Below are 22915 nucleotides of genomic sequence, written 5' to 3'. Positions count from 1 at the left end.
TGGGTGAGTCATACCGGCAAGAGCGTTTTGCTTACTTTTGCGCTTCTCAAAAGTGAGCCGCCGTAAGGGCGGAACCAATAGCCGCCGTTACCCAAATAACGGATATGTACACCCACAGACCGCCATCGCAGGCAAGCCAGCTCCCACCCTGGAGCGGTGTGTAGCCAATAACAACTCAGTCGCCTGGCAGGCCGTCTTCGCGAGCAAGCCCGCTCCCACAGGTGGATCGCGGTGTATCAGCCCACTGATCAGGTGAACAGCCAAGATTGCCCCCACCCGCCAATACCAGTATTTTGCAGCCTACCCCCAACAAGGAGCACCCCATGGTAAAAACCCGCCCACGCCCCGCAGTCACCGGGGTGGCTTCGGCCGATCGGGTGCTCACCGTGCTCACCGCCTTCAAGATGGGCGACACCGCCCTGGAACTGGCCGAACTGGCCGCACGCACCGGGCTGGTCAAAAGCACCATCATGCGCCTGATGGTGTCCCTGGAAGACCACGGCCTGATCACCCGCCTGGCGGACGGCCGTTATCAACTGGCCACCGAAATCATGCGCCTGAACACCGTCTACCAGGATGGCCTCGACCTTGAGCGCCACATCACCCCGCTGCTGCACCGCCTGACCCAGGAAACCGGCGAAACCGCCTCCTTCTACGTACGCCACGGCGCCTATCGCATGTGCCTGTACCGGGTGAACTCGCCCCACCACCTGCGCCTGCACCTGCAACCGGGCGACACCCGCCCCATGGACGGCGCCGCAGGAGCCGAAGCGTTGCGCACGCCCTACTCGCTGGCCGCAAAGATGATCAAGCCGATCTTCTCCCACGGCGCCACCGACCCCCACGCGTCGTCCATGGCCCTGCCGATCTTCGGCCCCGGCGAAAACCTGATCGGCGCCCTGGTGCTGTCCGGCCCCGCCAGCCGCCTGACCGCCGAGCAAGCGCAGACCCTGCACCCGCTGTTCCAGCAAGCCGCCGTCGAGCTGACCCGCAGCCTGGGTGGCGATGCCCTCGCCGATGACGCCGCCGCGCACCACAAAAAATCCGTCTAAAGTCTCTAGCAGACGCGTGCAGCAGCAGGGTGCGATGCACATCGCACCCTGGGCGACATTTGGCCACACCGCATCATCGCAGCAACTGTAATAGTCTATTGCAGGACTCTAATGTACTAACTAGTTACTTATCTTGCTAAAATCGCGTCTTTGCCCTCTCACCTTCGAGCATTTATCGATATGAAACGAGCATCGCGCGCCGCTGGCGTCCCTAGATTCATCCTGCTGGGCCTGGGCGTGATCATCGCCCTGCTCGGCGTGGCGCTGGCCGTTGGCGGCGTCAAACTGGCCAGCCTCGGTGGCTCGCTGTACTTCCTGATCGGCGGCGTGGCCATGGCCCTTTCCGGCCTGCTGATCGCCTGCCGCAAGCCGGCCGGTGCGTGGTTGTTCGCGGCCTTCCTGGTCGGCACGGCCATTTGGGCCGTCGCGGATGCGGGCCTGGTGTTCTGGCCGCTGTTCTCGCGGGTGTTCATGTTCGCGGCGATCGGCATGGTGGTGGCCCTGGTCTACCCTTGGCTGGTGGGCCGCCCGGCACGCGCCGCCTATGGCGTGGCCGGCGTGCTGGCCGTCGGCGTGGTGGTCGCGGCGGGCAATATGTTTGTCGCCCACCCAAGCGTGGCGCCTACCGGTGCCGGCCCTGGCATCACCCCGGTGAACCCGGCCGATGCGCAGAAAGACTGGGCGCACTACGGCAACACCGAAGGTGGCAGCCGCTTCGCCGCGCTGGACCAGATCAACCGCGACACCGTCAACAAGCTGAAAGTCGCGTGGACCTACCACACCGGTGACGTCGCCATCAGCGACGGCAACGGCGCCGAAGACCAGCTGACGCCCCTGCAGATCGGCAACAAGGTGTTCATCTGCACCCCGCACAACAACTTGATCGCCCTCGACGCCGACACCGGCAAAGAGCTGTGGAAGAACGAAGTCAACGCCAAATCGGCAGTGTGGCAACGTTGCCGCGGCATGGCCTACTTCGACGCCACCGCGCCGATTGCCCAGCCAAGCCAGCCCAACAGCTCGCCGATCATTGCCGCTCGCGTGCCCGCCGGTGCGCAGTGCCAGCGTCGCTTGCTGACCAACACCATCGATGCGCGCCTGATCGCCGTAGACGCCGACACCGGCAAATTCTGCGAAGACTTCGGCACCCACGGCCAGGTGGATCTGAAAGCTGGCCTGGGTAACGTCCCGGACAGCTACTACCAACTGTCCTCCGCCCCACTGATCGCCGGCACCACTGTCGTGGTTGGTGGCCGTGTCGCCGACAACGTGCAGACCGACATGCCCGGCGGCGTGATCCGTGGCTTCGACGTGATCACCGGGAAAATGCGCTGGGCCTTCGACCCGGGCAATCCGGAAGACAAAAACGCCCCGGCCGACGGCAGCACCTACGTGCGCAGCACGCCGAACAGCTGGGCGCCGATGTCCTACGACCCGCTGATGAACACCCTGTTCCTGCCGATGGGCAGCTCGTCCACCGACATCTACGGGGTTGAACGCACGCAGCTGAACCACAAATACGGCGCTTCCGTGTTGGCGCTCGACGCCTCCACCGGCGCGGAAAAGTGGGTGTACCAGACCGTCCACAATGACCTCTGGGACTTCGACCTGCCGATGCAGCCAAGCCTGATCGACTTCACTGCGCCGGGCACCGACAAAGCCGTGCCTGCGGTGGTGATCGGCACCAAGGCCGGGCAGATCTACGTGCTCGACCGCGCCACCGGCAAGCCGCTGACCGACGTGCAGGAAGTACCGGTCAAGGCCGCCAACATCCCCAACGAACCGTACTCGCCGACCCAGCCGAAATCCCTCGGCATGCCGCAGATCGGTGCGCAAACCCTGACCGAATCGGACATGTGGGGCGCCACGCCGTACGACCAGTTGCTGTGCCGCATCGACTTCAAGGGCATGCGCTACGACGGCCTGTACACCGCGCCGGGCACCGATAAATCCCTGAGCTTCCCCGGTTCCCTGGGCGGCATGAACTGGGGCAGCCTTTCCACCGACCCGGTGCATGGCTTTATCTTCGTCAACGACATGCGCCTGGGCCTGTGGATCCAGATGGTGCCGTCGCAGAACAAGGCACAGTCCTCGTCCGGTGGCGAAGCGCTGAACACCGGCATGGGCGCCGTACCGCTCAAGGGCACGCCGTATGCGGTGAACAAAAACCGCTTCCTCTCGGTGGCCGGCATTCCGTGCCAGGCGCCGCCGTTCGGCACCCTGACCGCCATCGACATGAAGACGCAGAAAGTCGCCTGGCAAGTGCCGGTGGGCACCGTTGAAGACACCGGCCCGCTGGGGATCCGCATGCACCTGCCGATCAAGATCGGCCTGCCGACCCTCGGCGGCACGCTGTCCACCCAGGGCGGCCTGATCTTTATCGCCGGGACCCAGGACTTCTACCTGCGCGCCTTCAACAGCGCCAATGGCGATGAAATCTGGAAAGCCCGCCTGCCCGTCGGCAGCCAGGGTGGCCCGATGACCTACGTGTCGCCGAAAACCGGCAAGCAGTACGTGGTCATCACCGCGGGCGGCGCACGCCAGTCCACTGACCGTGGCGACTACGTGATCGCCTACGCCCTGCCTTAACCCCTCGATCAAGCGCGGTGCCCCCGCACCGCGCTTTCTGTCTGGAAGAACCCGCATGACCCCCACTTCTCACATCCCTTTCGGGCGCCTGTTGCTGGGCGTTGCCCTGAGTGCCGCCCTGCCCGTGCAAGCCGATGACAGCACCCTGACCGGCGACTGGGGCGGCCTGCGCCGCGAACTGGAAGACAGCGGCATCCGCTTCACCGGCGACTACAGCGGCGAGACCGCCTACAACGCCCACGGCGGCCAGCACCGCTCGGCGCGCTACTCGCAAAACCTCAAGCTTGGCGTGCAGTTCGACCTGGGCAAGTTGTATGGCTTCAACAATGGCGACCGCATCCAGCTCACCATTAACGACCGCCGCGGCAACAGCGCTTCCGAAGACCTGGTGGGCAACCGTCTGCCGATCCAGGAAAACTACGGCGGCCTCTACACCCGTCTCACCGAGCTGAGCTACGAGCGCACCCTGTTTACCCCGGCGCTGAACGTCAAGCTGGGTTACATGGCGATGGGCAACGACCTTGGCGGCCTCGACAGCGGCATCCTGTGCAACTTCATGAACGCCGGTTTCTGCGGCCACCCGCTGAACATGTCCGGTGGCAGCGGCTGGACCAACTACCCGAATGCGCGCCTCGGTGCGCGGGTCAAATACGACTTCTCGCCGAGCTGGCAGTTGCGGGTGGCGGCGTTCAACGTCGACCCGGAAAGCAACGGCAATTCCAGCCGCGCCTGGCACCTGACGCCCAAGCACACCACCGGCACCGTGGTGCCCATCGAGTTGGTCTACAAGCAGGCAGGCCGCCTGCCGGGTGAGTACAAGCTGGGCTATTACTACGACAGCTCCGACGTCAAACGCATCGGCAGCAATCAAGAAGTCAGCGGGCGCAGCGGCCATTACCTGCTGATCGACCAGGCCGTGTGGGCCTCGGACTCATCCGCCGGCCGCGTGCTGCACGCCTTCGGCCAATACTCGGCGGCCAGCACCGCCGCCGCGCCGTTCACCAAGTGGTACGGCGCGGGCGTGGTGCTGTACAAACCGTTCGACGGCCGCCCGCGTGACACCGTCGCCCTCGGTTATGGCCGTGCCGTGCCGAACCCGCGCAGCCGCGATGTGCAGGAACTGGCGGCGTTCAATGCCGGCAACGACTACCCCAACCTGAACAACGCAGAGCAGTTGATCGAACTCAGCTACGGCTACCAGGCCACGCCCTGGCTGACCTTACGCCCGGATGTGCAATACATCATCGAGCCGGGGGCGTTTTCCGGGGACAACATCGACAACGCGCTGGTCCTTGGCTTGCAAGTCAAAGCAAGCTTCTAACCTGCGGGGTGCAGGCTCAGTAGTAAATGACCTGCACCACCATCACCGCCTCGAACGCCCCCACCTCCGGATCGCCCAACGACACCACTGTCGCGCTGAACGGCACGTCGATATGGCTGACATCCGCCGCAAACGTCGCCAACGGGAATGGCTCGTTGATCGGCACCAGCGCGTTGCGAGCATCGCGCACCTGGATGCCAAACTGGCTGTCGGCCGCCGGCAGGACCGTGTACTGGCCCTGCTGATTGGCCGTCACCAGGGTGGCGCCGATGTTGATCGCGCTGCTGCACTTTTTCTCCAGGGCCAGGCTGAAGGGCTTGGTCGGGTTGACCGGTGACAGCCCGGTGGCGGTTTTCTGGATCACGCCGAAGTCGACGATGCCGGGTTCCGGCGTCACGGTGACATCCACCGTGCAGGCCGTGCCGACAATGTTCTGCAAGCCGCTGAGCTTGAAGCGGAAGTTGTTGAACGGGTTGCCCATGCCGCCATTGAGGCCGTACTGGCCGTCAAACTGGAACACGTCATACGTATCCTGCGACGGGCGTTGCAACGGCAGCAGCCCGCGCTTGCGGATCACCACCTGGAACGCAATGTTCGGCGTGGCCAACGAGCACGGCAGCATCTCCGCGTTGTTGGTTGCATCCGGGCAGCCACGGGACACAAACCCGGTGTTCACGCCCTGGGTCGGGTCGGAACTCCAATCACCATCCCATGCCGTCACCTGGCGGTACACCAGCCCGAACTCGATGCCCCAAGCCGTGGCGTTGAGGCCCGCCGGGTTGCCGTAGAAATAGATCGGATCGTCTTCGTTGTAGTGAATATCACGCAGCTTCCAGCAGTTGGCCGGCACCACGTGGGTCTTCGAACGCCAGATGATCGTGCCGTCGGGCACGGTGTCCGGCACCGACACCGGGCCGATGTATTCGCTGAGAAAATCGCCATCGGTCTGCGACTTGCACACCAGCGCCCACGATGCCGTGGAAAACCCCAGCGTCAGCACGGCCATGCCCACCTTGAGCAGCGACTGGATGTTCACGGTGCCACAGCCTTGCATGCCTCGGCCGCGCAGTGGAACAAGGTGTCGGTCTGGCCGCCGAAATCATTCATGTTCGACACGCGCAACTCACTGAAGGTGAGGCTGCTCATCGGCAAGCGTGCGCCGCTGTGGGGGGCGATCATGATGGTCTCCACCGGCATTTTGTCCTGTTGCGGCCCGGCCAGCAGGCCGACCACGGTGATGTGGAACGGCGTCGGGTTGTCGATCAGCAGCTGCTTGCCGACGCTGTCGATTGTCAGGTTGAGGCCCTGGGCCAGGTCGGCCCCGCGTTCGCGCTTCACCGACGCCGGGCGGTAGAACAGCTTGATCTTCGATTGCAGCGCAATCTGCATGGCATTGACCGCTTCGCTCTTGGGCGGGATCTCGCGGATGTTGAGGTAGAACACCGACTCGCGGTCCTTGGGCAGCGAGGTCTCCGGCAGCTTGACGATGCGCAGCATGCTGCTTTCATTCGGTTCGATGCGCTGCAACGGCGGCAGCACCATAAACGGCGCGCTGATCTTTTTACCGTTGGCGTCCTCGATCCACGACTGCACCACAAACGGCAGTTGCAGGTTCTTGTTGCTCACGGTGACGCTGACCGAGGTCGCGCTTTCTTCAAAAATCACCCGGGTGCGGTCGGGTACCACGGCGGCATTCGCCACCAACGGCACACAGACCAGCGCCAGGCGGGCCAAACGGGTAAACATCATGCGAGACATCAGGGTGCTCCAATAGGATAGAAAGTGGCGTCACAAACAGCGCACGGGCGTGGCGACGTTGGTGACGACGTCTTCGTCGGGTAATACCGCCAGCGCGCAGGTCTGGCTGTCATCCCAGCGCGCCACCAGTTCGGCGCCGGTCTTGGCGCCCAGCAAATAGGTGATGCCCGCCTCCCCGACGATGCCCACTTCCTTATGGTTGTGTTTGTCCTGGACCGAGGCGCCGAAAGGCACCGGCTGGCCGTTTTGCTGGATCAGCTCGACATAGGCGTTGTGGCCCTGGGCGGCGGCGAAACTGACGTAGCCGATAGCGCCCTCGGTCAGTGCCAGGCGCTGGATCGGGTTGGACACTTCGGTCTTCAGCGGCAGTTTTTCCAGGTTGACCCGCGCCTCATAGGCCTGGAACGACGGCAGGCCGTCCATCACCGTGTAGCCCCGGCTGTTGGTGCGCGCCTGGCCGGTGAAGGTCACGTCGGGCACGCCTTCGGTGGACACCAGCAAGCGCGTGTCGCCGTTCGAGCCGTTGCCGTGGGCGGTCACGCCATGACGGGTCAGCACCAGCGAGCTGTCGAGTTCGCCGGTGAGCGAGCGGTAGGTGCTGCCATCGGTGGTCGCCGAGGCATTCGCGCGGTAGGTCGAGGCGCGCTGGCCGACGTAGGCGTTGACGTATTTGTTGTCGCCCACCCCGCCGTACACCTGGTAGTTCATGCCCTCGCCGTCATCGTGGCTGAAGCCGACACTGGCCGACGACGCCCCCGACGTGCTGCGTTGCAGGTTGGTCGACATCATCGAGCGGCCGCCCAGGGGAATGCTCACGCCGAGGTAGAGCTGCGAGTCACTGTTCTGCGCATTGCGCGTCTGGTAGGCCGACAGGTTGAGGTTGATATTCTTCACATTGCCCAGGGTGAAGCTGCGCGCCAGCGTCAGGCCGAAACGGTCCGAGGGCGCGGCGTCCCAATAGGTCGAGTGATCAAACGACAGGCTGGTCGACAACCACGAAAAACGCTTGGCGAGCATCACCGAGTAACGTTGCTTGCCCGAGTTCAAGCCATAGGATTCGGGGTCGCCGACAAACTGCGAAAAGTTGGTGAAGGTGCGGTCGGAAAAGCGATAGCCGAGAAAGCGCAGGTCGGTGCCAATGGCGTCGAAGTGCTTGGAATAGTTGATGCGGTAGGAGTTGCCCACCGCCGTCTCACCGCTCCAGCGCAACTTGGCCCGCGAAGTGGTGACGTCGGCCGACACCGCGCCGAACACGCCAAGGTCGCGGCCGACGCCGACCGCATGGGACATGTAGTCCGTCGCGGTCAACACGCCGCCGTACGCCGTCCAGTCCCGCGACAAGCCATAGGCCAATTCGCCGGCGACAAAGCCCGGCTCGGTGCCGCCGCGCCCGGTCAGCCGGGGCTGGCCCGCCGACAGCTTGTAGCGCAACTCGCCTTCGCGGGACAGGAACGGCACCGCCGCCGTGGTCACGGTGAACGTCTGTTCGGTGCCGTCTTCTTCGCGCACCTTCACGTCCAGCGTGCCTTGCACACTGCTGTTGATGTCCTGCAGGCTGAACGCACCCGGCGTCACGGTGGTCGAGTAGAGCACGCGGCCCTGCTGCGATACCGTCACCGTCGCATTGGTGCGCGCCAAGCCGCTGATCAGCGGCGCGTAGCCGCGCAGGTTCGGCGGCAACATGCGGTCGTCACTGCTCAGGCTGGCGCCGCGCAGGGCGAAGGTGTCGAACACGTCGGAGTTGAGGTAGTCCTCGCCCACCGACAGTTTCGAACGGATCGACGGCAGCGCCCGGTAGGCATACAGGCGGTTCAACTGGAACGCCTTGGCGTTGACCTGGCCGCCTTCGTTGCCGCTGGTTTGCTGGGCTTGATAGTCGGCGCGCAGGCGCCACGCGTCGACGTTGACGCCGGCAGTGCCGTAGCTTTGCAGCGTGGTGGAATCGCCGGCCGCCGCCGCGCCCGAGGTCTCGCGGCGGTTGGCGATCACCCGGTAATCGAGCAGCGCGCCATCCAGGCCTTCGCTCCAGGCGGCGGGCGGAATGTAGTTGGGGTCGTCATATTCGAATGACGCCTGGGGCAGGCTGATCAGCAGCCGGCCGAGGTTCTGCGCATAATTGACGCTGGCGTTGGCGATGCCACTGAGGTCAACGCATTGGCCCTCGGCAAGGCGTGGCAGTGCGCTGAACAGTTCGGGCTTGAGACCAAAGGTCGCGACCAGTTCTTCGGGCAGGCAGGCATAACTTTGCTGCGGCTGGCTGCCACTTTTAAATTCGATGGAACGGGTACCGAAATAACGTTGGTTGACTACAACATCCAATAAGTAACTGCCGGGCACGGTGTAATGCGCGTGGGTAAACTGGCCGAGGCTGACACCGTCGTTACCGTCGATATTCAAAAACTCTGTATTGAACTCCAACGCCTCGCTATTACGCGCGCAGCAGAGAAATACGCAAGACACCAGAAGTTTGCGGCAGCACACGGGAGTGACCCTTTTGGCAGTACTGTGACAGGTAATAAAAAAGGGGCTCGCGCCCCTTCTTTACAACAACGCATAAAGCACTATCAGTTGTAGGCAACGGTAAAGTTGGCAACGCTGTCTGCTTCACCGGTGGTCACCGATGCCGCGGTGGCTTCGTACATGGCGGCGAAGGTGACGGTGTTGTTGCCGTCTTGCAGCACGACTGGGGCAACTTGTTCAGTGCCGTTGTCGAGCATTTCACCGGCACTGGCTTGCAGGCGGATACCGACGTTCTGTGCCAGACCGGTGGTGGCGAACAGGCCTGGAACCACTGGGTCTTGCACGCCGCTGAAGGTGAAGCGCGCGTTTTTCTGGGTGGCGGTGTCGCACTCGGTCAGGATGATGTCGAACTTGGTCGGCGTCGAACGATCACCGATCGCACGGAACTGGTTCGATGGCACTTGGCCCAGGGACACGGTCTGGTCCAAAGAGTTGGCGTCAATCCCGCAAGCGCCGGAAACGATTTCCCCGATGAAACGCACGGTGCCCGGGTTACCGGTACCCGGCGTCGCGGCGTTGGCGAAGGAAGCAAGACCCATAACAACAGTAGCGGCAGTAACAGCGACAAGCTTTTTCATGAGTACAACTCTTAGGTAATTGATTAGTTGCCTTGAAGCTACTTGCGCTCAACTCAACGTTACCGACACTTAACAAGATCCCCCCCGAAGAACAGCTTTCATCCGGTAAAACAGTTCAAGTCTTTACTTGATTGTTTTTGCTGTTCAGTCAGTTCAAGTGCGGTCATCGGTGTTGCTGGTTGATACGTTCAAGTGCTTCTAGTGCGGGACAAATAATGGGCTGTACGCATAACTGCAAATGTAATCCCGTTCCGTCCGACGTGTAGGAATTTTCCTCACGGTATTGAACAGATCGCCTCCATCACCCGGTAGCCATCCACCGGTGCGGTCTTGCTGATGTCCAGTTCGAACGTGCAACTCTGCGCGGCCTTGTCGCCCCACTTCATGTTGAACACCTTGCTCTCGCCCACCGCCATCAACACCTGCCCGGCCTGCCCGACCACGCCGACGCTGATGCCTTTGGCGTCGAGTACCGAGGTACCGAACGGCGGCAAACCACCGTCCTGCAAGCGCACATTGAGCACGACTTTTTCCGAACGGCTGGCCGCAAACGTGGCCTTGACCACCGCGCCGCGACGCGGCACCACATTGGTCACGCCGTCCTCGATGTCGACGTCGGTGTCCAGCTCGCCGGTGTCCAGCGCCACGCGGTTCTTGCGGTAAGGCATGACGTACGGCACCAGGGCGTAGCCCTGTTTGTTGGTCAGGGTGCCGGGCGCGTTGAGCACGCCGACGTTGGGCGTGTCCTTGATTTCCACCAGGGCCACGGTCTCGCCGAGGGTCTGGCCGAACTCCACGCCATCGCCGTGGGCCAACACCGAGCCGGCGGCGCTCAGCGAGGTCTGCCGGTAGCCGCTGCCGACGCTGACACCCGCGCCCAACTGGGCGAACGGCGCGCGGTAGCCGAACAAGGCCGAGCCGTTATTGCCGGCGTTTTCCGAGCGGTTGGCGTTGACGTTGTAGGTGACCTCGCCATCGCGCCCGCTGAGGCCGGCGCGCTGGTCCAGGCTGCCGTCGGTGTTGCGGGTGACGGCGTAGGTGCCGGTGCTGCGGGTCTGGCCGAGGGGCATGGACACGGTCAACACCACCTGATTGCTCTGGCCGTAAGTGTCGGTGAGGGTTTTGCTTGCATACACGCCATAGGTCACGCCTTTGAACTGGGTGTTGAAACCGACCTGCATCTGCTTGTCCTGGCGCGACGAGCCCCAGTAGTTCTGCTGGCTCATGTTCAGGTAGAACGAGCCGTAGCGGTCCAGGGCCTGGTTGACGCTGGCCTCGACCTTGCTGCGGCGGGACAGGTCGTAGTCGTCATCCGGCGCTTGCAGGCGCACGGCCTCGTCGAAGTCGCGATAGCCTTCGGTGGAGTAGCGATAACCGGCGAAGCGCACTGAGGTGCCGCTCTCGAACGCCTTGCCGTACCGCACGCTGACGCTGTGGCCCTTCTGGTTGCCCTGGGCCTGCGGCACATCGGTTTGCGCGCCGGTGACGTCCAGCGACACCGCGCCCAGGCTGCCGAGGCTTTTGCCCATGCCCACCACGCCGGCGCGATAGAAGTCGGCGCCGAGCAGGCCGCCATACAGGGTCAGGTCGAAAGGCAAGCCGTAGGCCAGCGACGCCTGGGCAAACGCCGGGCGCTGCCCGCCGTCCACCGCGTTGTATTCGCCGACGGTCATGCTGTAGCGCCAGGTTTTTTCCCGCAGCATATTGCCCAGGGTCGCGTAAGGCTGGGTGAAGCGCCGCTCGCGGCCGTCGGCCTCGGTGATGACGACCTCCAGGTCGCCGCTGCCCGACGCGGCGTTGAGGTCGTTGATCTCGAACGCGCCCGGTGCGACGTAGGTGGTGTACAGCGAATAGCCGTTCTGGCGCACCTCGACCTTGGCCTGGGTTTCCGCGATGCCGCGGATGATCGGCGCGTAGCCCTGCATCGAATCCGGCAACATGCCCATGTCCGAGGCCAGCTGCACGCCGCGAAACGGAACGCTGTCGAACACATCGCCCGGAGTGAAGCTTTCGCCGACGGTGAGCGTGCCCTTGAGAGCCGTCACGTCACGCTGCGCGTAGGTGTTGCTGCGCTGCCAATCGCGCCTGCCCTCTTCGTCCTGGAGAAACGACGTGCTGGTGCGAAAGCGCCAGTCGCCCAGGTTGAAACCACCGTTGGCGTACAGGTTGTACTGGCTGGTGCTGCCCCGTGCATCGGACTGGGTCTGCGATGCCGAGAACTGGTAGTTGAGCATGCTCGCATTGATCCCCCGGTCCCAGTCTTGCGGCGCGACATAACCGGCCGCGTCACGGCGCAAGGCGATCTGCGGTACGCTGATATCGAGGGCCAGGTAGTTCGCGTCAAAGCTCACCGACGCGCCGTCCACCAGGGTCGCCAGGTCCACGCAGTCCGGCAGGGTTTCGCCTGGCACCTGGAACGCTTCGAGCTTCACCCCCAGCTCGGTCAGGAATGCCTCCGACAGGCACGCGCGTACTTCACCGCTTTGCTCATCCTTGATGAAGGTCATGTCGCGCCGATCAAAAAAGCTCTGGTTCAGGCGAATGAGCACCGGGTAGGTGCCGGGGCCGATGCTGCCGCTGTTGGCAATCGCGTCCAGATCCAGGTTCGGCCCGGCACCAGTGCCGCCAAATGACTGCATGAAGCTGGCGTCAAACTTCATCGGTTCATCGGCGTACGCCGCCGTGCCCAGCAACGCCGCCAGAATGGCAACGGACAGACGCAGCGGGGCAAAATGCACGGACGGGCCGTCAAGGTTCAGGGCATCGATTCGCATGACAATACTCAATACGCTGCCGCCACGTTGCAGGGGCAACGCGGGGGCTCGTTCGCGAGGAAAAGGGCTGGGGTGTCAGGGCGCGCTGTTCAGGGAGACTTTTGCAGGCTCGCTGTAACCGCCGTAGTCGTTGATCGCGGAGAACAGCACGTCACCGCTGCGGCCGCTGAAACCGGGCAACGCATAACGCTGGCTGCTCACCGGGGCGACCATCTTCGGTTCTTCGACCTCGACGGTCTGCGCGCCCGCGATCACCTTCACGCCAATGAAGGACACGTGAAACGCCGAAGGGTTGTTCACCACCAACACGCTTTTGCCCTGCTCCTGCGCGAGGCTCCAGCGCAGTTGTGGCAGTGCCTCAAGCGGGTTGCCCTGGAGGCCGGCCGGGCGATAGAACAACTTGATGCGGGTGCGCATGGCGATCTTCAGGGTGTTCTCGCCCGCCTTGCCGGCTACCGGGATTTCCTGGGCGTTGAAGTAAAACACCGACTCGCGATCCTCGGGCAATGCACCGGGGACCTTCTGGATGCGCACCATCTGTTCTTTGCGCGGGTCCAGGCGAAACAGCGGCGGCGTGGCCACGAAGGGGGTGGCGGTGCTGTTGTCGTCGGCCTCGGTGTTGATCCAGGTCTGCACCGCGTAGGGTTGCGCCGTGGTGTTGCCGACGCTGATGGAGGCGTCGCGCTTGTTGCCGTCGAACACGATGCGCGTGCCGCCGAGCATCACACCGGCCTGGCTGGCAACGCTGAGCAGCGCGCTGCCCAGCAAGACGGCCAACACCGCTGTGGTTTTGAAAGGGGTCGCAGAACGTTTCATCTCGATCATCCTCTTGGCGCCCCAACCCGACAGGGTTGAGGCGTGGCACAAGGTTTACTGGTAGTCGACGGTGAACGCGGCCTTGGCGTTGGCCGGACCTGCGGTCGCGGCGCCGGTGGCGATGTAGTTGGCGGTGAAGCGCAGCGGTTGGGTCAGGTCCAGGTACGGCGAGGACTCCAGGCCCAGTTGCACGTCCTTGCCGGTGGCGTCCTTGATCTGCACGGCAACGTTGGTGGCCACGCCGGCGTCAGGCGTCAGGCCGATCCACTGGCCGCTGGCACCGGCGTTGCCGCTGAGGGACAGGAACTTGACCACGGCTTTTTTGCCGGTGACGCTGCAACCCGGGGCCGTGGTGTCGATGGTCAGGGTGAAGGCGCCGCCGCCGCCCACTTGGCCAGCCGAGGCCAGGGAGGTCGCGGGCACGCTGCCCAGGCCCACATCACCGGCACCGGCCGAACCGTTGAGGTCCGAAACCACCACCGGGCAGGTGTTGTCGGTGACGCTGCCGATGAAGTTGATTTCGCCGTCCGCCGCCATGGCAGCTTGCGATGCACCTGCCAGAACCAGGGCCAGGGTCAAACCTTTGAGAGCAAACTTTTTCATGATCACATCCACAGAAAGAGAGAAGTGTCTGCAAGCCATGTTCAGGCCTTCAGACGGATCGACGTGGCAACCCGGCTGCGGGGTAGCGCGTTTCGTCTGGGGTCATTATCGAAAGGCAAGAGGTAAGCATCTGTAGGAAACGTCGCTGTGCGCGTAGGACATTTCCTACGAATGCAGCGTGCCGTGCAGCCATGAACGACAACGCCACACCCCTGGCAAACCGGGCTGTGGCGTTGGCGGTAAAGCGTGGAAACAACCCTGCTCACTCAGCGATAGGTCACCGAAAAACTCGCATAACCATTGGCCGAGCCTGGCTCGGGCGTCGGCCCGTCGCCGGTCTGGATATAGCGGGCCTTGAGCGGCACCGAGGTGGTGCCGCTGACGATGCGGTTGAGGCGCACCGGTTGCCCCAGGTTCATTGGCCTGTCGTCGGCGCTGAGTACCTGGATGGCCACGCCCTGGGCGGTGGAGTCGCTCGACAGGCTGAGGATGCCGTTGGCCGCATCGATGATGTTGGAGGTCTTGTTGCCATCGATCTGAATGTTGGCGAAGTTGCCATTGAAAAACCCGCCGGCGTTGTTCGGGTAGTTGCTGCCCGCCGTACACGAGTTGAGGGTGATGGCGAACGACGTGGCCGGCGTGGTGGAGTGCTTGCCGTTGAACACGCGCTTTTCCCAGGTGCCCATCGGCACGTCGATCTGGTTGCCGGGCGCGGCGGGCATCGAACAGCCGGCCACGGTGACGGTGGCCCTGAAGGTCAGGTCGAACATCGCGCCCATGTTCGAGGAGCCGCTGGCGACCAGTTGGTTGATGCTGTGGGTGCCGGCGGCAATGTCACCGGTCTTGACCAGGGCGAAGCGAAACATCGCCGAGGGCATGCTCGCCCAGGTGCCGGAGTTGTAGGTCAGGTTGACCGGGATAAAGCGGCTGGGGTTGTCGGCCGGGCCACGCCAGGCGGCGGCAAAGCCGGTCATGTAGATGGCCAGGCCGATGCCCGGCACGTCGGTCTGCAACAACGAGCCGGCCGGGACACTGAGCGTATCCACGCGGATATCCGGCGCGCGCGGGCCGATCAGCGTGGTGTTGTAGAACGCCGAAATGCCGCACTGCAGGGTGTCGCCAAAGTTGATCGCACGGATCGGCGAAGGGTTGTTCAAGGTGGTGCCCACGGGCACATCGCGCGGGGCGAACACCGTGCCCATGTTGAACGCCAGCGGCTTGACCGTGGTGCTGCCCGAGGTCCAACGGCAATCGGCCAGCGCCGGCAGCGCCGCCAGTAACAGGGCCGATGTACCCAAGCCCCTGGCAAGTCTTGATCTGAGATTCATGCTTGAAGTCCTCGTAGAAGCGCCATAGCCAACTCAGCGATAGGTCACTGAAAAGCTCGCATAGCCATTGGCAGAGCCCGGCATCGGCGTCGCGCCGTCGGCCGTCTGGATGTAGCGTGCCTTCAGCGGCACCGTGGTGGTGCCGTTGACGATACGGCTGAGGCGTACCGGTCGGCCGAGGTTCATCGGCGAGTCGTCGGCGTTCAACACCTGGATGGCCACGCCTTGTGCGGTGGAATCGCTCGACAGGCTGAGAATGCCGTTGGCCGCATCCAGGATGCTGGAAGTCTTGTTGCCGTCGATCTGGATGTTGGCGTAGTTGCCGGTAAAGGCGCCGCCGGGATTGTTGGGGTAGTTGCTCCCGGCAATGCAGGCATTGAGGGTGATGGCGAACGCTTGCGCCGGCGTGGTGGAGTGCTTGCCGTTGAACACGCGCTTTTCCCAGGTGCCCATGGGTACGTCGATCTGGTTGCCGGGCGCGGCTGGCATCGAACAGCCGGCCACGGTGATGGTGGCGGCAAAGGTCAGGTCGAACATGGGGCCCATATCCGACGTGCCGGAGGCGACCACCTGGTTGACGCTGTGGCTGCCGGGCGCAATCTCGCCGGTCTTGACCAAGGCGTAGCGAAACTGGAGGTTGGGCATCGTCACCGGCGTAGGGTTGTCGTAGGTGAGCGTGACCGGGATAAACCGGTTGGGGTTGTCTGCCGGCGCATTCCACTGCGGCGAAAAACCGGTCATGTAGATGGCCAGGCCCACCCCGGGCACGTTGGTCTGCAACAACGCATTGCCGGGGATCGTCATGTAGTCCACCGGTGTACTGACCGCCAGCGGGCCGATCAACGTGGCGGTGTAGAACGACGGTGCGCTGCACCTGAGGGTGTCACCGAAGTTGATGACCTGGGCCGGTACCGGGTGATTGTTCAACGTACTGCCTGCGGGGATGTCGCGCGGTGCGAAGAAGGTGCCGGCGTTGAACATCAGCGGCTTGACCGCGTTGTTGCCCGAGGCCCAGTTGCACTCGGCCATCGCCGGTGCCGCCGCGAGCAACAAAGCGCAGGCAAGTGAGGGTCTGAAAATCATGATTGAAGCCCTGGTAAAAGCGACTGCAGGCAGGAGTGGCCGTCAGCCTGGCAGATGAGCGGAGTCGGGCACGAAGACCGGATGAGGGGTGATTATCGGGAATCGACATCACCTTACCCGTAGCTCATTTCCCACCATCTTGTAGGAAATTTCCTCAGCTAGATCACCGCCTGCTGGTACTCCCGTGGCGTACAACCAAACTCCCGGCGAAACACCGTGTGCAGGTACTGCGCCGATTTGAAACCACAGGCCTGGGCAATGTCGGCAATCGCCTGGTCGCGGCTTTCCAGGCCCTTGGCCGCAGCGGCGAGTTTGAAGCGCAGGATCTCGTCATGCACGCTGCAGCCGCGCACCTGGCGAAAGTGCGACTCCAGGGACGAGCGCGAGATACCCACGTACGCCGCCACTTGGGCGGTCTTGATCCCCTGGCAGGCGTACTGGCGGATAAACAACAGTGCCTGCATCACATAGGGGTCGCCCAAGGGTTGGTGCAGGCTGGAGGCTTGCACGTTGATCGCATCCGGCGGCACCAGGATCTGCTCCCCCGCGCACGGCTTGCCGTGCAGCATCTGGTGCAACAGGGCGGCGGCGGTGCGGCCCATGGTCTCGGTGCCCTGGATCACCGAACTCAGCGGCACCCGCGTGAGGGTGCGGGTCAGCGGGTCGTTGTCGATGCCGATCAACGCCACTTCTTCCGGCACCGCAATGCCGGCGGTGAGGCAGGCCTGCAAGAGCTGCCGGGCGCGGGCGTCGGTGACGGCGATGATGCCGATGGGTTTGGGCAGGCTGTGCAGCCAGGCAATCTGTTGCTCGACCGCGCTGTCCCACAGCGGCGCGCTGGTGCCCAGGCCGCGATAGACCTCGACGTGCAGACCATCGCGTTGCAGCAGGCGGCGAAAGGCTTTCTCGCGCTCCTGCGCCCAACGGTTGGCCTGGGCCTCTGGCAGGCTGAAACAGGCAAAGCGCGTGAGCCCGGCTTCGATCAGGTGCTCATAGGCCAGCTTCATCAGGGCATGGTTATCGGTGGCCACATAGGGAATGCCCTGCGGATAGGCCCGCGCATCTGCGTAGGAACCGCCCACCGCCACCACCGGCACCTTGATCCCGGCCAGCGCCTCGCCGATCAGCGGGTCATCGAAGTCGGCAATGATGCCGTCGCCCTGCCAGCGCTCGATGCCTTTGAGGCGGCACAGGAAGTCTTCTTCGAGGAACAAGTCCCAGGACGCGCGGGTGCTGCTCAGGTAATTGCCGATGCCGGCGATGATGCCGCGGTCGTAGATCTTGCTGCCGTTGAACAACAAGGCAATGCGGTGCACGGGCGGTAGGGTTTTCATTGTTTTTATCCTCGGGCCGGTCGCCACAGCCTAGCCCCCGCCACGCAAAATCGCACCACCCGTTGGTGATTTTCATAATCGCCAGGGCCAACGCCGTTGCTAGTATCGAGCCACCGCCAAGAACAATAAGGAAAACGCCATGCCGTACTTCCCCGGTGTCGAGAAGGTCCGCTTCGAAGGCCCCAGCAGCGACAGTCCCCTCGCCTTTCGCCATTACGACGCAAACAAGCTGATCCTCGGCAAACCCATGCGCGAACACCTGCGCATGGCCGCCTGTTATTGGCACACCTTTGTCTGGCCGGGAGCGGACATGTTTGGCGTCGGCACCTTCAAGCGTCCGTGGCAGCGCAGCGGCGACCCGATGAAACTGGCCATCGGCAAGGCCGAGGCGGCGTTTGAGTTCTTCTCCAAGCTGGGCATCGACTACTACAGCTTCCACGACACCGATGTGGCCCCCGAAGGCAGCTCGCTGAAGGAGTACCGCAACCACTTTGCGCAGATGGTCGACCACCTCGAACACCATCAGGAACAGACCGGCATCCAGCTGCTGTGGGGCACCGCCAACTGCTTCAGCAACCCGCGATTTGCCGCCGGCGCCGCCAGCAACCCGGACCCGCAAGTGTTCGCCGTGGCCGCCGCCCAGGTGTACAGCGCGATGAATGCGACGCTGCGGCTCAAGGGCGCCAACTATGTGTTGTGGGGCGGCCGTGAAGGCTACGAAACCCTGCTCAACACCGACCTCAAGCGCGAGCGCGAACAACTCGGGCGCTTTATGCGCATGGTGGTGGAGCACAAGCACAAGATCGGTTTCAAGGGCGACCTGCTGATCGAGCCCAAGCCCCAGGAGCCGACCAAGCACCAATACGATTACGACAGCGCCACGGTGTTCGGCTTCCTGCACGAGTACGGGCTGGAGCAGGAGATCAAGGTGAATATCGAGGCCAACCATGCGACGTTGGCCGGGCACAGTTTTCACCATGAGATCGCCACGGCGGTGTCCCTGGGGATCTTCGGCAGCATCGACGCCAACCGTGGCGACCCGCAGAACGGCTGGGACACCGACCAGTTCCCCAACAGCGTTGAAGAGATGACCCTGGCCACCTATGAAATCCTCAAGGCTGGCGGGTTCAAGAATGGCGGCTATAACTTTGATTCCAAGGTCCGCCGCCAGAGCCTGGACGAGGTGGACCTGTTCCACGGGCATGTGGCGGCCATGGATGTCCTGGCGCTGGCCCTGGAACGCGCGGCGGCGATGGTGCAGAACGATCGCTTGCAGCAGTTCAAGGACCAGCGGTATGCCGGTTGGCAGCAGCCGTTGGGCCAGGCGGTGTTGGCCGGTGAGTTCAGCCTGGAATCGCTGGCCTTGCATGCGTTTGCCCAGGAGCTGAATCCGCAGGCCGTGAGCGGCCGACAGGAGATGCTTGAAGGGATCGTCAATCGGTTTATCTATCGCTGACCGTGTTTGTTTTGAGTCTTCCAACAACAATAAAAGGACGCACAAACCATGAAACGCACACTTATCGCCACTGCCCTGGCCCTGCTCGCCCTGCCGGTGATGGCTGACCCGGCGCACCCGAAGATCGGCTTCTCCATCGATGACCTGCGCCTGGAACGCTGGTCCCGCGACCGCGATTACTTTGTCGCCGCCGCCGAAAAACTCGACGCCAAGGTCTTCGTGCAATCGGCCGATGCCAACGAGCAAAAACAGATCTCGCAGATCGAAAACCTCATCTCCCGTGGCGTCGATGTGATCGTCATCGTGCCGTTCAACGCCACCGTACTGACCAATGCCGTCGCCGAAGCGAAGAAGGCCGGGATCAAGGTGGTGTCCTATGACCGCCTGATTCTCAACGCCGACATCGACGCGTATATCTCCTTCGATAACGAAAAAGTCGGCGAGATGCAGGCCAGCGGCGTGCTGCAAGCGGCGCCCAAGGGCAACTACTTCCTGCTCGGCGGCGCGCCCACCGACAACAACGCCAAGGTGCTGCGCGAAGGCCAGATGAAGGTGCTGCAACCGGCCATCGACAAGGGCGATATCAAGGTGGTGGGCCAGCAATGGGTCAAGGAATGGAACCCCACCGAGGCCCTGAGCATTGTCGAGAATGCCCTGACCCGTAACGACAACAAGATCGACGCCATCGTCGCCTCCAACGACGCCACCGCCGGCGGCGCGATCCAGGCCCTGGCCGCGCAGAAACTGGCGGGCAAGGTGCCGATCTCCGGCCAGGACGCCGACCTCGCCGCGATCAAGCGCGTGATCGACGGCACCCAGACCATGACCGTCTACAAACCGCTCAAGCTGATCGCCACGGAAGCGGCCAAGCTCTCGGTGCAACTGGCGCGCAGTGAAAAACCGGCCTACAGCTCGCAATACGACAACGGCAGCAAGAAAGTCGACACCATCCTGCTCACCCCCACCCCACTGACCAAGGCCAATATCGACCTGCTGGAAAAGGACGGGTTCTACACCAAAGAGCAGATCGCCGGGCAATGACCGCCATGGCCGACTACCTGCTGCAAATGAAGGGCATCGTCAAAACCTTTGGCGGTGTCAACGCCCTCAACGGCATCGACCTCAAGGTGCGGCCGGGGGAATGCATCGGCCTGTGCGGCGAGAACGGCGCCGGCAAATCCACCCTGATGAAGGTGCTGTCGGCGGTCTATCCCCACGGCACCTGGGCCGGTGAAATCCTCTGGGACGGGCAACCGCTCAGGGCGCAGTCCATCAGCGAAACCGAGGCGGCGGGCATTGTGATCATCCACCAGGAACTGACCCTGGTGCCCGATCTCTCGGTGGCCGAAAACATCTTCATGGGCCACGAGCTGACCCTGCCGGGTGGGCGCATGAACTACCCGGCGATGTTCCACCGCGCCGAAGCCCTGATGCGCGAGCTCAAGGTGCCGGACATGAACGTGGCACTGCCGGTGTCGCAGTACGGCGGCGGTTACCAGCAGCTGGTGGAAATCGCCAAGGCCCTCAACAAACAGGCGCGCCTGTTGATCCTCGACGAGCCCTCCTCGGCCCTGACCCGCTCGGAGATCGAAGTGCTGCTGGACATCATCCGCAGCCTCAAGGCCAAGGGCGTGGCCTGCGTGTACATCTCCCACAAGCTCGATGAAGTGGCGGCGGTGTGCGACACCATCGCGGTGATCCGCGACGGCAAACACATCGCGACCACGGCCATGGCCGACATGGACATTGCGCAGATCATCACGCAGATGGTCGGCCGCGAGATGAGCAACCTCTACCCCACCGAGCCGCACGCTGTCGGCGAGGTGATTTTCGAGGCGCGCCACGTCACCTGTTATGACGTGGACAACCCCAGGCGCAAGCGCGTCGACGACATTTCCTTTGCCCTCAAGCGCGGCGAAATCCTCGGCATCGCCGGGCTGGTGGGCGCCGGGCGCACGGAACTGGTGTCGGCGTTGTTCGGCGCCTACCCCGGGCGCTACAGCGCCGAGGTGTGGCTGGACGGCGCGGTGATCGACACGCGCACGCCGCTCAAAGCGATCCGCGCCGGGCTGTGCATGGTGCCCGAAGACCGCAAGCGCCAAGGCATCATCCCCGACCTTGGCGTGGGCCAGAACATCACCCTGGCGGTACTCGACAGCTACGCCCACCTGACGCGCATCGATGCCGAAGCCGAACTGGGCAGCATCGACCAGCAGATCGCACGCATGCACCTGAAGACCTCCAGCCCGTTCTTGCCCATCACCAGCCTGTCCGGTGGCAACCAGCAAAAGGCCGTGCTGGCGAAAATGCTGATGGCCAAGCCGCGAGTGCTGATCCTCGATGAACCCACCCGCGGCGTGGACGTGGGCGCCAAGTATGAGATCTACAAGCTGATGGGCGCGCTGGCGGCCGCGGGCGTGGCGATCATCATGGTCTCGTCGGAACTGGCCGAGGTGCTGGGCGTATCGGACCGTGTGCTGGTGATCGGCGAGGGCCAGTTGCGGGGCGACTTCCTCAACGCCGGGCTCACCCAGGAACAGGTGCTCGCCGCCGCGCTCAGCCACAACAATAATAATGATCGGAAGACCGCGTAGATGAATCAGGTCAAACAACTGTTCAGCCGCTACAAAATGCTCGCCCTGGTGATTGCCGTGGCGGTGATCTGGGTGTTTTTCAGCTGGCAGACCGAGGGCGGGTTCCTTACGCCGCGCAACCTGTCCAACCTGCTGCGGCAGATGTCGATCACCGGGATTCTGGCGTGCGGCATGGTGCTGGTGATCATCAGCGGCGAGATCGACTTGTCGGTGGGCTCGCTGCTCGGGTTGCTGGGCGGGTTGGCGGCGATCCTGGATGTGGTCTATCACATACCGTTGTTGGCCAACCTGAGTCTGGTGGCGTTGTGCGGGTTGATGATTGGCCTGGCCAACGGGTATATGACGGCCTATCTGCGCATCCCGTCGTTTATCGTCGGCTTGGGCGGGATGCTGGCGTTTCGCGGGATTTTGCTGGGGATTACCGGGGGCACGACCATTGCGCCGGTGTCGCCGTCGCTGGTGTATGTGGGCCAGGGTTATTTGCCACATTCGGTGGGCATTGGGCTGGGCGTCTTGTTGTTTGCGCTGACGGTGTTTCTGACCTGGAAACAGCGGCGCAACCGCGCCTTGCATGGCCTGGCGGCGCATGCGCTGGCGCGGGATCTGCTGCGCGTCGCGGTGATCGGCGCTGTGCTCGCCGGGTTCGTCACCACCCTCAACAGCTACGACGGCATTCCCGTGCCGGTGCTGTTGTTGCTGGTGTTGCTCGGGGTGTTCAGCTACGTCACCAGCCAGACCGTGTTCGGCCGGCGCGTGTATGCGGTGGGCAGCAACATGGAAGCCACGCGCCTGTCGGGCATCAACGTGCAGGCGGTGAAGTTGTGGATCTTCGGCATCATGGGCGTGATGTGTGCCCTCGCCGGGCTGGTCAACACCGCGCGCCTGGCGGCGGGTTCGCCGTCGGCGGGCAACATGGGCGAACTGGACGCCATCGCCGCGTGTTTTATCGGTGGTACCTCGATGCGCGGCGGCTCGGGCACGGTGTATGGCGCGTTGCTCGGGGCGTTGGTGATTACCAGCCTGGATAACGGCATGTCGATGCTGGACGTGGACAGCTACTGGCAAATGATCGTCAAGGGCAGCATTCTGGTGTTGGCGGTGTGGGTGGA

Annotated in this window: 17 protein-coding genes; 7 read left to right on the top strand and 10 right to left on the bottom strand. The window is 63.4% G+C overall.

Annotated features, from left to right (window positions below; genetic code table 11):
• Positions 1 to 323 precede the first annotated feature (323 nt).
• From B348_RS0128830 to B348_RS0128820, 3 genes are all read left to right on the top strand, one after another.
• Positions 324 to 1052, top strand: a complete 729-nt coding sequence (locus B348_RS0128830; RefSeq protein ID WP_017739497.1) for an IclR family transcriptional regulator — start codon at positions 324 to 326, stop codon at positions 1050 to 1052.
• Between the two features lie 180 nt (positions 1053 to 1232).
• The gene (locus B348_RS0128825; protein WP_026137153.1) at positions 1233 to 3641 is read left to right on the top strand and encodes a glucose/quinate/shikimate family membrane-bound PQQ-dependent dehydrogenase; all 2409 of its coding nucleotides are present in this window, start codon (positions 1233 to 1235) and stop codon (positions 3639 to 3641) included.
• 55 nt (positions 3642 to 3696) lie between these two features.
• Positions 3697 to 4962 carry a carbohydrate porin gene (locus tag B348_RS0128820; RefSeq protein WP_017739495.1) on the top strand — a complete coding sequence of 422 codons (1266 nt, stop codon included), beginning with the start codon at positions 3697 to 3699 and terminating at the stop codon, positions 4960 to 4962.
• 16 nt (positions 4963 to 4978) lie between these two features.
• On the opposite strand, the gene B348_RS0128815 is transcribed toward B348_RS0128820, so the two are convergent.
• The 10 genes from B348_RS0128815 to B348_RS0128770 form a co-directional block, all read right to left on the bottom strand.
• Positions 4979 to 5998: a fimbrial protein gene (locus B348_RS0128815; protein WP_032865257.1), complete on the bottom strand. Its 1020-nt coding sequence runs from the start codon at positions 5996 to 5998 to the stop codon at positions 4979 to 4981.
• Entirely contained in the window at positions 5995 to 6720 is a 726-nt protein-coding gene (locus B348_RS0128810; protein ID WP_017739493.1) for a molecular chaperone, read from the bottom strand. Before B348_RS0128810 ends, B348_RS0128815 begins: the two co-directional genes overlap by 4 nt.
• Before the next feature lie 30 nt (positions 6721 to 6750).
• On the bottom strand, positions 6751 to 9138 hold the full coding sequence (locus tag B348_RS01000000130415; protein ID WP_081609304.1) for a fimbria/pilus outer membrane usher protein: 2388 nt from the start codon (positions 9136 to 9138) through the stop codon (positions 6751 to 6753).
• 146 nt (positions 9139 to 9284) lie between these two features.
• Complete coding sequence (locus B348_RS0128800) at positions 9285 to 9818, bottom strand: fimbrial protein (protein ID WP_026137152.1); 534 nt, start codon at positions 9816 to 9818, stop codon at positions 9285 to 9287.
• A gap of 275 nt (positions 9819 to 10093) precedes the next feature.
• The gene (locus B348_RS0128795) at positions 10094 to 12592 is read right to left on the bottom strand and encodes a fimbria/pilus outer membrane usher protein (RefSeq protein WP_017739490.1); all 2499 of its coding nucleotides are present in this window, start codon (positions 12590 to 12592) and stop codon (positions 10094 to 10096) included.
• 75 nt (positions 12593 to 12667) lie between these two features.
• Positions 12668 to 13408: a molecular chaperone gene (locus B348_RS0128790; RefSeq protein WP_017739489.1), complete on the bottom strand. Its 741-nt coding sequence runs from the start codon at positions 13406 to 13408 to the stop codon at positions 12668 to 12670.
• A gap of 54 nt (positions 13409 to 13462) precedes the next feature.
• Positions 13463 to 14011: a fimbrial protein gene (locus B348_RS0128785; protein ID WP_017739488.1), complete on the bottom strand. Its 549-nt coding sequence runs from the start codon at positions 14009 to 14011 to the stop codon at positions 13463 to 13465.
• Between the two features lie 266 nt (positions 14012 to 14277).
• Entirely contained in the window at positions 14278 to 15339 is a 1062-nt protein-coding gene (locus tag B348_RS0128780; protein WP_050558337.1) for a fimbrial protein, read from the bottom strand.
• A gap of 33 nt (positions 15340 to 15372) precedes the next feature.
• Positions 15373 to 16422: a fimbrial protein gene (locus B348_RS0128775; RefSeq protein WP_032865255.1), complete on the bottom strand. Its 1050-nt coding sequence runs from the start codon at positions 16420 to 16422 to the stop codon at positions 15373 to 15375.
• Positions 16423 to 16580: 158 nt separating this feature from the next.
• Positions 16581 to 17756, bottom strand: a complete 1176-nt coding sequence (locus tag B348_RS0128770; RefSeq protein WP_017739485.1) for a XylR family transcriptional regulator — start codon at positions 17754 to 17756, stop codon at positions 16581 to 16583.
• Positions 17757 to 17895: 139 nt separating this feature from the next.
• Here B348_RS0128770 and xylA point away from each other — a divergent pair, with 139 nt between their 5' ends.
• From xylA to B348_RS0128750, 4 genes are all read left to right on the top strand, one after another.
• Entirely contained in the window at positions 17896 to 19212 is a 1317-nt protein-coding gene (gene xylA, locus B348_RS0128765) for a xylose isomerase (RefSeq protein ID WP_017739484.1), read from the top strand.
• 48 nt (positions 19213 to 19260) lie between these two features.
• Positions 19261 to 20253, top strand: a complete 993-nt coding sequence (gene xylF, locus B348_RS0128760) for a D-xylose ABC transporter substrate-binding protein (RefSeq protein WP_017739483.1) — start codon at positions 19261 to 19263, stop codon at positions 20251 to 20253.
• On the top strand, positions 20250 to 21806 hold the full coding sequence (xylG, locus tag B348_RS0128755) for a D-xylose ABC transporter ATP-binding protein (protein WP_017739482.1): 1557 nt from the start codon (positions 20250 to 20252) through the stop codon (positions 21804 to 21806). The genes xylF and xylG overlap by 4 nt, the downstream gene beginning before the upstream one ends.
• Positions 21807 to 22915: sugar ABC transporter permease (locus tag B348_RS0128750; protein WP_017739481.1), on the top strand; the 1109-nt coding region annotated here is incomplete at its 3' end. It lies immediately after the preceding gene.

Source organism: Pseudomonas sp. CBZ-4 (genome assembly GCF_000346755.1).
GTDB lineage: Bacteria > Pseudomonadota > Gammaproteobacteria > Pseudomonadales > Pseudomonadaceae > Aquipseudomonas.
Note: the sequence above shows the minus strand (reverse complement) of the source record. Positions and strands in the feature narration are given on the sequence as shown.

Excerpts from the sequence above, each read along its gene's own strand:
- B348_RS0128830 (WP_017739497.1), top strand. The coding sequence starts at position 324 with ATGGTAAAAACCCGCCCACGCCCCGCAGTCACCGGGGTGGCTTCGGCC.
- B348_RS0128825 (WP_026137153.1), top strand. The coding sequence starts at position 1,233 with ATGAAACGAGCATCGCGCGCCGCTGGCGTCCCTAGATTCATCCTGCTG.
- B348_RS0128820 (WP_017739495.1), top strand. The coding sequence starts at position 3,697 with ATGACCCCCACTTCTCACATCCCTTTCGGGCGCCTGTTGCTGGGCGTT.
- B348_RS0128810 (WP_017739493.1), bottom strand. The coding sequence starts at position 6,720 with ATGTCTCGCATGATGTTTACCCGTTTGGCCCGCCTGGCGCTGGTCTGT.
- B348_RS0128800 (WP_026137152.1), bottom strand. The coding sequence starts at position 9,818 with ATGAAAAAGCTTGTCGCTGTTACTGCCGCTACTGTTGTTATGGGTCTT.
- B348_RS0128795 (WP_017739490.1), bottom strand. The coding sequence starts at position 12,592 with ATGCGAATCGATGCCCTGAACCTTGACGGCCCGTCCGTGCATTTTGCC.
- B348_RS0128790 (WP_017739489.1), bottom strand. The coding sequence starts at position 13,408 with ATGAAACGTTCTGCGACCCCTTTCAAAACCACAGCGGTGTTGGCCGTC.
- B348_RS0128785 (WP_017739488.1), bottom strand. The coding sequence starts at position 14,011 with ATGAAAAAGTTTGCTCTCAAAGGTTTGACCCTGGCCCTGGTTCTGGCA.
- B348_RS0128780 (WP_050558337.1), bottom strand. The coding sequence starts at position 15,339 with ATGAATCTCAGATCAAGACTTGCCAGGGGCTTGGGTACATCGGCCCTG.
- B348_RS0128775 (WP_032865255.1), bottom strand. The coding sequence starts at position 16,422 with ATGATTTTCAGACCCTCACTTGCCTGCGCTTTGTTGCTCGCGGCGGCA.
- B348_RS0128770 (WP_017739485.1), bottom strand. The coding sequence starts at position 17,756 with ATGAAAACCCTACCGCCCGTGCACCGCATTGCCTTGTTGTTCAACGGC.
- xylA (WP_017739484.1), top strand. The coding sequence starts at position 17,896 with ATGCCGTACTTCCCCGGTGTCGAGAAGGTCCGCTTCGAAGGCCCCAGC.
- xylF (WP_017739483.1), top strand. The coding sequence starts at position 19,261 with ATGAAACGCACACTTATCGCCACTGCCCTGGCCCTGCTCGCCCTGCCG.
- xylG (WP_017739482.1), top strand. The coding sequence starts at position 20,250 with ATGACCGCCATGGCCGACTACCTGCTGCAAATGAAGGGCATCGTCAAA.